We start from the raw sequence: 13,143 nt of genomic DNA on the forward strand, positions 1-13,143 counted from the left end.
ACCTGGGCTCGAACCAGGGACCTGCGGATTAACAGTCCGTCGCTCTACCGACTGAGCTATTGGAGAATCTGATGCGCATTTTATGGATGAAATCTAAAAGCGTCAATAAGAATATTAAAGAAAATGAATCGTTTGCTTGATTAATATGCTTTTGTTGTATTAAAAATAAAAAAACCACCCCAAATAGGGTGGTTTTTATAAAGAAATAAAATTATTTCTCTACGCCTGCTGGTTGGCCTGCAAGTTTTGCATTTGCATAGTCCCAGTTCACTAGGCTTTCTAAGAAAGTTGCGATGTATTTAGGACGTAAGTTGCGGAAATCGATGTAGTAAGCATGTTCCCATACGTCAATTGTTAATACAGCAATTTGACCATGTGCAAGTGGAGTGTCTGCATTAGAAGTTTTAGTAATAGATAATTTACCGTTTACTTCATCAGCAACTAACCAAGCCCAACCTGAACCGAATTGAGTTGTTGCAGCAGCAGCAAATTCTTCTGCAAATTTTTCGTAGCTACCAAAAGCTTCTTCAATTTTAGCAGCGATTGCGCCAGTAGGTTTACCACCACCATTTGGCTTCATAGAATTCCAGTAGAATGTATGGTTCCAAACTTGAGCAGCGTTGTTGAAAATACCAGCTTTAGATGCATCACCAGCAGTTGCTTTGATGATTTCTTCTAAAGTTTTACCTTCAAGGTCAGTTCCTTTGATTAAGTTGTTTAAGTTAACAACATAGGTATTGTGGTGTTTATCGTGATGGTATTCTAAAGTTTCTTTACTGATATGTGGCGCTAAATCATCATAGCCATATGGAAGTGCAGGTAAAGTAATGGTTGTCATGTTCCTATTCCTTGCATTTGCTGGGTTATACAATATTAAGTGGCTCTATTGTAAATGATTCTGTTCACAATAGGGCATCGTTTTAAAGAACTATACACAATAAAGATCTAATTAATACGCATAACACAGATTGAAAAAAAGACTTAATTAAATCGGATTATTCAATTCAAAATATTCACTTTCAATAGCGAACTGCTGTGAAATTGCTTGTGCCAATCGCTGAACGCCGTAACGTTCAGTTGCATGATGACCACAAGCAAAATAGTGAACACCTAATTCTTTTGCTTCATAGAAAGTTCGTTCACTGACTTCACCTGAAATATAAGCATCACAATTTTGCATAGCTGCTTTAGCAATAAAATCTTGAGCGCCGCCTGTACAGAAACCTACTTTTTGAATGCTTTGTTTTCCAGCAGGTAAATGAATCACCTTAAAATCAAAACTGTTTTGTAGTTTTGCTTTAAATTCGTCCACAGAAAGTGCTTGCTCTAAATATCCAATATTACCAATCGGATGTCTCTCGGTTAAATCAAGTGGTTCTAAATTCTGTAAATTTAATTTCTCTGCAATGGCTACATTGTTGCCCAAAGTTGGGTGCGCATCTAACGGCAGATGATAAACGACTAATGAAATATTATTTTTAATGAGTTTTTTAATGCGGTTACCACGCATTCCTGTAATTGGGTACGGTTCGCCTTTCCAAAAATAACCATGATGTACAAGTAATAGATCCGCATTTTGAGCAATTGCTGCATCAATCGCATCTTCGGAAGCAGTAACCGCACAAACGATACGTTTTACTTCAGTTGAACCTTCAATTTGCAGGCCATTGGGTGCGTAATCTTTAAATTCTGCTGCTTTTAAGGTTTGGTCGCACCACTGAATAATTTCATGCAAATTCGCCATGATATTTCCTGAATTGAGTAGTAAAAAATTGCTAAAGCTATAGAAACATATTTTGTTGTGTAACTAAAGCTAGACAAATCTTTTTTGAGTTTTTTGTGTATATCGACATATTTAATTTAAAATGCTTAACTGAAAACTCTTTTTGTTCAATATATTAATTTAATTAAAAACTTCTTTTCGTAGAGGATATAAACGTGCGCCGCACCTTTACATGGTTACCTTGGGTGTTACTTATTATTGTAATTGCCAGTTTTATTGCATGGCAAAAATACCATCAACCGAAACCAACTGTTGCAGTTGATGGGGTACAAATGCCTGCCGAGAAAGTTGAGCCATTGGTTGATACTTCACGAACGGGCGGGGTGGTGTCTTATAGTGCTGCGGTAAAAGTTGCAGCACCGGCAGTTGTTAATATTTTTACGACCCAGAAAGTTAAACAAAATCATCCATTGTTAAGTGATCCAGTATTCCGCGAATTTTTTGGAAATCAGGTTCCTGAACAACAACAGCAAAATGAAAATAGTTTAGGCTCTGGGGTTATTGTACGTGCTGATGGTTATATTCTTACCAATAATCATGTGATTGCTCAAGCTGATCAAATTGTAGTGGCATTACGTGACGGGCGTCGTGCAGAAGCAACGATTGTTGGAACGGATCCAGATACAGATTTAGCAGTCATTAAAATCGATTTAGATAAATTACCTGTGTTGCCATTTAAGCTCAGCGGTAACGAAGTGGGTGATGTTGTCTTGGCGATTGGTAACCCATTTGGTGTAGGGCAAACGGTAACTCAAGGTATTATTTCTGCCACTGAGCGCTCTGATTTAGGCATTAATACCTATGAAGACTTTATTCAAACCGATGCTGCAATTAATCCAGGCAACTCCGGTGGTGCATTAATTGATGTTGCTGGTAACTTAATTGGGGTAAACACTGCTATTTTCTCTCAGTCGGGTGGCTCTTTAGGTATTGGTTTCGCAATTCCAGCTAAAATTTGCCAACAAGTATTAAACTCGATTTTGAAAGATGGTCGTGTAGTTCGTGGATGGTTAGGCATTAGTTTAGTACCGCCTACACAAGACGATGTCTTGGCACCAAAACAGCAAATTGGTGTAGTTGTTGCTGATGTATTAAAAAGTGGTCCAGCGGCTTCCGCAGGTATAAAAGTTGGAGATAAGATTGTTCAGGTCAATAATGAACCAATCACTTCGGCATCTCATTTGATTAATTACGTTGCATTACAAGCGCCTAATAGTGAAATTAATGTAGTGGTTGAGCGAGCTGGGAAGCAAGAAAACTTTGTGGTAACAGTTGGCGAAAGAAAAAACCAAAATAGTCAATCTCAATTTATACCGTTACCTAAACAGTAAAATAAAAAAGCCTCTTAGTGAGGCTTTTTTATTGGCTTAAATTAAGAGTGGGTTGGTGTCTGATGTTGATGTTTGAACTCAGTTAAAGCATCAATACGATATTGAATTAACATTTCGCCAATTTCAGCACCCTTAATGTTGTCTGGTAAATCCTGAACTTTAATAGAGCGAACCACTTGCATTGCATCTAACATATATTGAGCTTGAGGGTAGGGGCGATCTTCTAGACCTAGTCTTCCTCTAGCATCGCACTCACATGCCTGTACAAAAGCTTCAACTCTCTCAGGACGACGTAACACATCAAGGCGTTGTAATAGACGCCATACCGTTCCTGGTTTTAAAGACATAATCTGATGACATTTTAAATGCTCTTTACACACAGATAATGCCAACTGTCGAGTTTGTGTCGGAACTTTTAAACGTTCGCATAATTCGGTAACTGGTTTCACGCCACGCTCTTCATGCATGATATGGCGAGGAAGTTCGTTAACTGGCGTTAATGCTTTACCTAAATCATGTACTAAAACAGCAAATCGAACATCAAGCGAGTAGTTTGACTTACACGCTTGTTGCAAAGACATGAGAGTATGTATGCCGCAGTCTACTTCAGGATGATATTCAGGGCGTTGTGGTACACCAAACAGGGCGTCAATTTCAGGGAAAAGATGCTTTAACGCACCGCAATCGCGTAATGTCTGAAAATAAATATCTGCATGATCTTCTAAAAGAGCACGTGAAGTTTCTTTCCACACACGTTCTGGCGTTAATGCATCAAGTTCACCTGATTCAGCCATCGTTTGCATGAGTTGTAAGGTTTCAGGTGCAATATGAAAACCATATGCAGAATATCGAGCTGCAAAGCGTGCGACACGTAAAACACGTAAAGGATCTTCAGCAAAAGCTTCTGAAACATGTCGTAAGGTTTTATTTTCTAAATCAGTTTGACCACCATAGGGGTCATATAATTTGCCATCTTGATCCATTGCTATGGCATTGATGGTTAAATCACGGCGAATTAAATCTTCTTCTAAACTTACTGTGGTATCAGTAAAAAATTGAAAACCGTGATAACCCTTACCGGACTTTCGCTCAGTACGTGCAAGTGCATATTCTTCTTTCGTTTCAGGATGAAGAAACACAGGAAAATCTTTGCCTACAGGTTGAAAACCTTGGGCGAGCATATGTTCAGGTGTTGCTCCGACCACAACATAGTCTTTTTCTTGATAGGGATGCCCAAGTAGAGAATCTCGGACGGCACCGCCTACTAAATACACTTGCATGAAAAAACCTCTATTCTTCAAGCAATCATGCTACAGAATAGAGGTTTTCTCAAGTCATTAGACAGGCTTTTCGTAAAAAGCTCTTTCTAAATTACTTTTCTTGTTGTTGGATTTCCGCAACAGTTAAAGCAGTCATATTGATAAGACGACGAGTAGTTGCTGTCGGTGTCAAAATATGAACAGGTTTTGCTGCGCCAAGCAAAATTGGACCAATAGTAACGTTGTTACCAGAAGTCGCTTTCAACAAGTTAAATGAAATATTTGCTGCATCTAGGTTTGGCATAATGAGCAAGTTCGCAGAACCTTTAAAACGTGAACCAGGGAATGCAAATTGACGAATATTTTCGTCTAACGCTGCATCACCATGCATTTCACCTTCAACTTCAAGCTCAGGAGCTTGCTCAGATAAAATACGATAAACTTCACGCATTTTTTGAGCACTTGAATCAGTTTGGTCACTACCAAAACTTGAATGAGAAAGAAGTGCTACGCGTGGAGTAATACCAAAACGACGTACTTCTTCAGCTGCCAAAATAGTCATTTCAGCAAGTTGTTCAGCAGTAGGATTAGTGTTTACGTAGGTATCTGCAATGAACAAATTACGATCTTCAAGCATTAATGCATTTAACGTGAAGAAGTTGTTCATGCCTTCTTTAAGACCGATAACATTGCGTACAAAGTCAAGGTGAATGTTATAGCTACTGTAAGTACCACATAACATACCGTCTGCTTTACCGAATTTAACCAGTAGAGATGCAATTAACGTTGAACGGCGGCGAGCTTCACGTTGAGCATATTCAACTGTGATGCCTTTGCGTTGCATTGTTTGATAGTAATCTTTCCAAAACTCTTCATACATCGGGTTTTGTTCTTGATCAACAATCTCAATATTTACGCCATGTTGTAAACGTAGGCCTAATTTTTTGATATTTGCTTCAATTACAGCAGTACGACCTACTAAAATTGGTTTAGCTAAATCTTCATCAACAGCAATTTGTACTGCACGTAATACGCGCTCGTCTTCTCCTTCCGCATATGCAATACGCTTTGGATCAGCTTTTGCTTGAGCAAAAATTGGTTTCATCAAGAATGCAGAATTATATACAAACTCAGACAATTTTTGACGATATACAGCGAAATCTTCGATAGGACGAGTTGCTACACCTGAGTCCATTGCAGCTTTAGCAACTGCTGGTGCAATTTCTAAAATTAAACGTTGATCAAGTGGGCGTGGAATTAAATAGTCACGACCAAATGAAGCAGATTTTTCACCATATGTTGCAGCATCAGCTTCAACATGAGCCATACGCGCAATTGCATGTACACATGCAATTTTCATCTCTTCATTAATGGTAGTTGCGCCAACGTCAAGTGCACCACGGAAAATGTATGGGAAACATAATGCGTTGTTTACTTGGTTTGGATAGTCAGAACGACCAGTTGCCATAATGACGTCAGAGCGTACTTCATGTGCATGTTCAGGTAAAATTTCTGGATCTGGGTTTGCCAAAGCAAAAATAATAGGGTTCTCAGCCATCTGTTTCACCATTTCTTTGGTGAGAATACCAGCAGCAGAAAGACCTAAGAACATATCAGCGCCAGCCATTACTTCATGAAGCTGAGATGCTGAAATATCTTGAACATAACGTTTTTTAGATTCGTCTAAGCCTTCACGTGAAGTGGTTAATAGACCACGAGAATCGGCAACAATGATATTTTCTTTTTTAGCACCAAGCGCACAAAGCAAGTCTAAACATGAAAGTGCTGCTGCACCTGCACCTGAAGCTACGATTTTGATTTCATCAATTTTCTTATTTACAAGTTGCAATGCATTGAGCAAAGCTGAACCTACAATAATACTTGTACCATGTTGATCGTCATGGAATACAGGAATTTTCATGCGTTCACGAAGTTTCTTTTCAATATAGAAACATTCAGGCGCTTTAATATCTTCGAGGTTGATACCACCGAAAGTTGGCTCAAGAGAGGCAACGATATCTACAATTTTATCTGGATCGTTTTCTGCAATTTCGATGTCAAATACATCTACACCAGCAAACTTCTTGAAGAGAACGCCTTTACCTTCCATTACAGGTTTAGAAGCCAATGGGCCAATATTACCTAAACCAAGAACAGCGGTACCGTTAGTTACTACAGCAACCAAGTTTCCGCGAGCTGTATATTTAGCAGCAGTTGAAGGATCACGTTCAATCTCTAAACATGGCGCAGCAACTCCGGGTGAGTAGGCTAAAGCCAAATCTCGTTGGTTGACAAGTTGCTTACTTGGAGTAACGCTGATTTTCCCTGGGTTTGGATATTCATGGTAATTTAAAGCGGCCTGTTTTAAAGATTGATCGTCCATCTGAGTCTCTATTTGATACAAAAAAGCAAACTAGTCAAATCACTCATTCAGGGAGAAGGCAACTCAGTTCTTTTACTATGCTTTAATTTTTACCAATTAAGAGAATAGTAGACGAATTGCCAATAGCCCTGTAGTGAGCTAAATGCTAAAGAATATAACACTACTTCTTTATTTCTCACAGTCAAAAACGCTCATTTTTGGAAAAAGCAGCATATGTAAAAATAGAGAGTTAGAACAATTAATAAATATGCGAATCTGTTTGTAGATAAGGAATAATCTGCTCAGCTGGAATAGGGCGGCTAAAGAAATAGCCTTGTAAAAAATCACATTGCTGTTTTTGCAAATAGGTAACTTGTTCTTCTGTTTCTACACCTTCGGCGACCAATTTAAGGCCCATACTTTTACCCATTGCAATCATGGCATTTACAATAGCTTCTTGTTTGTGATCACCAATTTTAGAAATGAAAGCACGGTCAATTTTTAGTACATCAATTGGATACTCTGTCAGGTAAGCCAAAGAGGAATAACCTGTACCGAAGTCATCTAGAGCAATTGAAATATCTCGTTGTTTTATCGCATGTAATAGCGTTTTGACGTTATCCGTATTGTCTAATAAAGCCGACTCAGTAATTTCAAGTTCAAGATCAGAACCTTGTATATTATATTTTTGCAAAACTTCATCTAGATCATTAAGTAATAAGCCACGATGTATTTGCTGAGCGACAATATTTACAGAGACTTGAACGTTTGTGTAGCCCGCGTTTTTCCATTCTTGTAATTGTTTTCCAACTTTATCTAAAACGACTTTGCCAATATCTGAAATCAGGCTACTACGCTCAGCAAAAGGTATAAACATATTTGGCATGACTAATCCTTTTTCAGGATGTTGCCAACGGATTAATGCTTCAAAACCGATAATAGATTGATCTAATAGACTAATTTTGGGTTGATAATAAATGACAAATTCATCATTTTGAATGGCTTTACGTAACTCTTGTTCTAAATCAGCAGTTTTATATGGATGTTCTGCTTTATTACAATAGTAAGAAATGGTATTGCCTCCTAAGCGCTTTGCTTCTGAAAGTGCTTGTTCTGCATGGTTATTAAGATGGTCAATTTGTCGGCCATGTTCAGGAAAGCATGCCACACCGATAGAAGCTGTAATAAAATATTCGTGATTATCAATATAAAAAGGTGCATTGAGCGCTTGCAGGATGTTTTGGCAATATTGCTCAATATTTGGATGAATTGGAGAAATTTCATAAATAATTGCAAAATCGTCACTATTTAAATAGGCAACTAAAATTGCATTAATATTGATTAAGCGTAATCGTTGTGCGAACTGTTTAAGGAGTTCATCACCACTATCATTATTTAAAAATTCATTAAAAGCACGAAAACGGTCAATGTTTACTCGTATCAGTGCTAAATTTTTAATGTTATATGAAGGGTTTACAAGATATTGATGTAATTGATTGTAATAGTAAAGGCGATTAGGTAAGTGGGTGAGACTATCGTAATTTTTTAAATAGGATAGGTGTTGTTCCTGACGTTTTTGCTCAGTGAGGTCACGTGCAAATCCAATATAATTTGTAATTTGATGGAACTCATCTTTGACGACATTGATGTGTAACCACAAATAGACGCTTTTGCCGGAACTAAATTTTTCATCGAATTGACCCATATATTCTCCAGTCTCTAGGAGCTGTTGGGTAATTGAGGTGTGAAATTGTTGTTGTAATTCTTTTTGATTAATCGCAATGCTAAATAATTCTTTATTTAGAAGTTCTGATTTAGAAAATCCGGTTAATTTTTCGTAGTAGGGGTTAATATCAATATAGTTCAGATGTTCATCTAAAATGAATATGCCTTCTGCTGCTTGTTCAAGCACAATTGCCGATAGTCTTAAGTGTTCTTGATCTTTTTTCTCTTGATGTATATCTCGGGTCATCCCAACCATTCGAAGCGCTTTTTGTGTTTTGGGATCTCTGGTAATGACACGACCTACATCATGAATCCATCGCCATGAACCATCTCGACGTAAAATCCTGAAATTGATATTAAAATGATCTGTAATTCCTTCCAGATGTTGCTTTAAACGCTCGTTAAACAGTTTTTTATCACTGGGATGTACGCGATCTAAAATAGTATTGAGATGAATAACGGTCGTTTGAGTCTGCTTTTGTTGATCGAAAAAGGTAATTTCTAATTTTTGATTTTCAATATCCCAGTCCCAAGGTCGAATGCCTGCCGTTTCATTTGCAAAAGCTAAATTGTAGTGGTGGCTTTCGAGTTGCTCATTCATTTTAGTGAGATCGTATGTGCGTTCACGTACCTTTTGTTCTAGTAAATGGTTATTAAATTGGAGTTGGGCTTCAATATCTTTCGATTTATTCACTTCTTGTTGAAGTTGTACACATAACTCTTCAGCCCACTGAGTATGTTGTTCTGAAATTTGAATGAGCTGTTTATTTCTAAATAATAGTTGAGAAATTTTTTGATAGTTACGTTGAGTTGCGTATGCACAGAGTATGGTAGCTATGAAAGCGATGTTATAGGCGAAATAAAAAGGCAACTGATTAACGGGTGTATGTGTAAATTGAGCGATTAATAAGGGTAATGTACTGGGAATAAATAAGAGATAAAAGTATCGAGGTTGTTGCGTTAAAAAAGTCAGTCCAATGATATGGGCAGAAGTGATAAACAAAGCAATTAAAATATGAGCATCTGGTAGGGTAACTAGCTCTTGAGGAAGATAAAAATGAATAACCGTAACGGTTGCCCCTAATAAAACTCCTGAAATAAAACAAATACTTTGTAAGATAAGATCAGCTTTTTTAATAAAATTAATAGTACGATAGTGCGTTAAAATATTTGGAACAAATAATAGGCAAGTAAGAGATGCAATAGTCAGGCCCATAGACCAGTTAAATATTGTTATTGAAGATGAAAAATAATAAGAAAAAATAGCGTATGAAATGAGACATAGCAGTATTAAGCTAACTAAATACCAGCGTATATATTGAATTGAAAGTTTTAGCTGCTCAATTTTTGTTTGATGCTGTAAATATTCTTCCTGAAGCCCAGACATAAGATTTTTCTATCCTATTTTTTTACATATACCCAGAAAGAATCTGATTTATCAGTGATAAAGAATTTGAAATTTTATTCATACAATAAAAGTAAATTAACTTTAAATAGCGATTTAATCAATGTTCAAAGAACTTAGGTGGATAAAAACCGATAATTTAAAATAGATAAGGCGACGACTGGTGCAGTTTCTGTACGTAAAACACGGTCACCAATACACCAGTTCATAAAACCAGCTTGATTGGCTTGAGTAATTTCATTCTCGCTTAAACCGCCTTCTGGTCCAATTAACAAGGCAAGTTCAGGTTGTATGCCTGCTAATACATCTTTTTGTTCTTTTTCTGGTGCTAAAACAAATTTAGATTGAGGAAGTTCTGAAGAACTTAACCATTCATTAAGTGAAATAGGGGCTAATACTTCTGGGACTAAGTTCAAGCCACATTGTTCGCATGCTGCAATTGCAACAGCTTGCCAGTGATCTAATTTTTTTTGATCTCGGTCGTATTTTAAGCGCATTTCACAGCGGTCACTTGTAAGCAACTGAATTTGACTTACACCAAGTTCAGTGGCTTTCTGAATCGCATAATCCATTCGGTCACCTTTACTCATGACCTGACCAAGAATTGCTTTAAATGGGGCATTACGGTTATTAGGGTTGAAATTCTCAATGGTGACAAACGCATTTTTTTTATTAATTTCGGTCAGTGTCGCGAGATATTCGCCACCTTGGCCATTAAATAGAGTCGCTTGTTCTTGTAATTGTGCACGTAAGACACGCACCCAATGATGAAATACTGATTCAGTTAGTTGAATAGTTGAACCAACTGTAAGTTCAGTTTCGATAAAAAAACGATTCATTGGGTACGCCTTACAAAATTAATTTAAACCAAGATCAACAACGAGTTGACGAGTTGGTTCGACTTGATTCATTGAATAGAAATGTAAGCTTGGTGCACCACCTGCGATTAGGCGTTCACATAGCTTCACAACAACTTCATGACCAAAAGCTTTAATACTCTCGCTGTCATCGCCATAGGCTTGTAATTGTTTACGGATCCAACGAGGAATCTCTGCGCCAGTACCATCAGCAAAGCGAATTAAATTGCTGGCATTGGTAATCGGCATGATGCCAGGAGCAACAGGAATATTAACTCCAGCTTTTTCCAGACGCTCAATAAAATAAAAGTATGAGTCTGGATTAAAGAAGAATTGTGTAATTCCTGCATTAGCGCCAGCTTGTACTTTTTCAATAAAACGTTGGATATCTGAATCAAGATTTTCAGCTTGAGGGTGCATTTCAGGATAAGCTGCAACTTCAATATGAAAATGATCACCTGAGTGCTCACGAATAAAACGTACTAAATCTTGAGCATAAGGAAGTTCGCCAAGCCCGACTTGACCAGAAGGTAAGTCACCGCGTAAAGCGACAATACGGTTAATGCCTTGGGTTTTATATAAATCTAGTAACTCAGCAATACGCGCTTTATCATCACCAATGCATGAAAGGTGAGGTGCAACTGGTGTACCTTTACCATTGAAATCGTCAATAGCAGCAAGAGTACGTTCGCGAGTAGAACCACCAGCACCATATGTAATCGAGAAGAAATCTGGATTTAATAGTTGTAATTCTTGATGAACAATACGAAGTTTTTCAGCACCGGCATCAGTTTTCGGTGGGAAAAACTCAAAAGAAATGGGTATACGTTTAGTCATGTCAAATCCTTGTAAACAGCGAAACAATATTTTTAGAAAAAAGGGCAGGCGGTTCACCGTCTGCCCTTAAGTTCTTAGTATTTGTAAGCGTCAGACTTGAATGGTCCCTCAACAGCAACACCTAAATAGCCAGCTTGCTCTTGAGTTAATTGAGTAAGTACACCACCAAAACCTGCAACCATTGCCGCAGCAACTTCTTCGTCAAGTTTCTTAGGAAGAACTTCTACACGAATTTTTGCAGTTTTTTCGTTTGCAGGAAGGTCAGCAAATTTCTCTTGGAATAAGTGAATTTGACCTAGCACTTGGTTAGCAAAAGAACCGTCCATCACGCGTGATGGGTGACCAGTTGCATTACCTAGGTTTACAAGGCGACCTTCAGAAAGAAGAATGAGGTAGTTGTTTTCATCTTCAGAACGATAAACTTGGTGAACTTGTGGCTTAACTTCAACCCACTTGTAACCACGTAAATAAGCTGTGTCGATTTCTGTGTCGAAGTGACCGATGTTACATACAACTGCACCAGCTTTTAAGCTATCTAACATTGCAGCATCACATACGTGGTAGTTACCAGTAGTCGTTACAACAAGGTCAGTGTTGCCAAGTAAGTCGTGGTTAATATCTTCTTTTTTACCTGTTTGTACGCCGTTTTTGTATGGAGATACAACTTCATAGCCGTCCATACAGGCTTGCATTGCACAAATTGGGTCAACTTCAGTTACACGAACGATCATGCCTTCTTGACGTAAAGATTGAGCAGAACCTTTACCAACGTCACCATAACCGATCACAAGCGCACGGCGGCCTGACAAAAGCATGTCAGTTGCGCGTTTGATTGCGTCATTTAATGAGTGACGGCAACCATATTTGTTGTCGTTTTTAGATTTAGTAACTGAGTCATTTACGTTAATTGCAGGTACTTTCAAAGAACCGTCTTTCCACATTTCGATAAGACGTTGAACACCTGTTGTAGTTTCTTCAGTAATACCGTGAATGCATTCTAAAAGAGCAGGGTATTTTTCATGAACAAGAGCAGTTAAGTCACCGCCATCATCCAAGATCATGTTGGCATCCCAAGGCTGACCATTAACATTCACTTGTTGTTCAAGACACCATACATATTCTTCTTCAGTTTCGCCTTTCCAAGCAAAAACAGGAATACCGCGAGCAGCAATTGCAGCAGCAGCATGGTCTTGAGTCGAGAAAATGTTACATGAAGTCCAACGAACTTCAGCACCTAATTCAACAAGCGTTTCAATAAGAACCGCTGTTTGAATGGTCATGTGAATACAACCAAGGATTTTTGCGCCAGCAAGTGGTTTAGACGCTGCATAACGTTTACGTAAACCAATTAAAGCCGGCATTTCTGCTTCAGCAAGTTTGATTTCTTTACGACCGTAGTCAGCAAGAGAGATGTCAGCAACTTTATAATCTGTAAATGAAGCATTAACCGCGTTCATCAGGATCTCCTAGGGAAAAAATAGTATGGATCGTTCTGTTCGCGGATGCCGTTGTTGGTTAAAACGAGTGTTTAACCGATTGTCGAGCCTGGCAAATTGATCTTTAGTGCCGATCATTTGTCGCAGC

At 38.1% G+C, this 13,143-nt stretch carries 9 protein-coding genes; 1 reads left to right on the forward strand and 8 read right to left on the reverse strand.

From position 1 onward, the window contains the following. Positions 1 to 211 precede the first annotated feature (211 nt). Positions 212 to 838: a superoxide dismutase gene (locus F968_RS05190; RefSeq protein WP_003650584.1), complete on the reverse strand. Its 627-nt coding sequence runs from the start codon at positions 836 to 838 to the stop codon at positions 212 to 214. A gap of 147 nt (positions 839 to 985) precedes the next feature. After that, the gene (locus F968_RS05195; RefSeq protein ID WP_004790969.1) at positions 986 to 1,744 is read right to left on the reverse strand and encodes a Nif3-like dinuclear metal center hexameric protein; all 759 of its coding nucleotides are present in this window, start codon (positions 1,742 to 1,744) and stop codon (positions 986 to 988) included. A gap of 194 nt (positions 1,745 to 1,938) precedes the next feature. Here F968_RS05195 and F968_RS05200 point away from each other — a divergent pair, with 194 nt between their 5' ends. Further along, a complete protein-coding gene (locus tag F968_RS05200) occupies positions 1,939 to 3,114 on the forward strand; it encodes a S1C family serine protease (protein WP_004790970.1) in 1,176 nt (391 codons plus the stop codon). 41 nt (positions 3,115 to 3,155) lie between these two features. Here F968_RS05200 and F968_RS05205 read toward each other — a convergent pair whose 3' ends face one another. The 6 genes from F968_RS05205 to ahcY all read right to left on the reverse strand — a co-directional run bounded on the left by F968_RS05205 (position 3,156) and on the right by ahcY (position 13,016). Then, positions 3,156 to 4,394, reverse strand: a complete 1,239-nt coding sequence (locus F968_RS05205; RefSeq protein ID WP_004790972.1) for a multifunctional CCA addition/repair protein — start codon at positions 4,392 to 4,394, stop codon at positions 3,156 to 3,158. A 91-nt stretch (positions 4,395 to 4,485) separates the two neighbouring features. Continuing rightward, a complete protein-coding gene (locus F968_RS05210) occupies positions 4,486 to 6,756 on the reverse strand; it encodes an NADP-dependent malic enzyme (protein ID WP_004790974.1) in 2,271 nt (756 codons plus the stop codon). 238 nt (positions 6,757 to 6,994) lie between these two features. Beyond that, positions 6,995 to 9,847 (reverse strand): GGDEF domain-containing phosphodiesterase, encoded by a 2,853-nt coding sequence (locus F968_RS05215; protein WP_004790975.1) that lies wholly within the window; start codon positions 9,845 to 9,847, stop codon positions 6,995 to 6,997. Between the two features lie 134 nt (positions 9,848 to 9,981). Continuing rightward, positions 9,982 to 10,704: a 16S rRNA (uracil(1498)-N(3))-methyltransferase gene (locus F968_RS05220; RefSeq protein WP_004790977.1), complete on the reverse strand. Its 723-nt coding sequence runs from the start codon at positions 10,702 to 10,704 to the stop codon at positions 9,982 to 9,984. Between the two features lie 18 nt (positions 10,705 to 10,722). Beyond that, positions 10,723 to 11,559: a methylenetetrahydrofolate reductase [NAD(P)H] gene (gene metF / locus F968_RS05225; RefSeq protein ID WP_004790980.1), complete on the reverse strand. Its 837-nt coding sequence runs from the start codon at positions 11,557 to 11,559 to the stop codon at positions 10,723 to 10,725. A gap of 74 nt (positions 11,560 to 11,633) precedes the next feature. After that, positions 11,634 to 13,016, reverse strand: a complete 1,383-nt coding sequence (ahcY, locus tag F968_RS05230; protein ID WP_004790982.1) for an adenosylhomocysteinase — start codon at positions 13,014 to 13,016, stop codon at positions 11,634 to 11,636. Positions 13,017 to 13,143: the final 127 nt, after the last annotated feature.

It is taken from the genome of Acinetobacter sp. NIPH 817 (genome assembly GCF_000368405.1).
Classification (GTDB): domain Bacteria; phylum Pseudomonadota; class Gammaproteobacteria; order Pseudomonadales; family Moraxellaceae; genus Acinetobacter.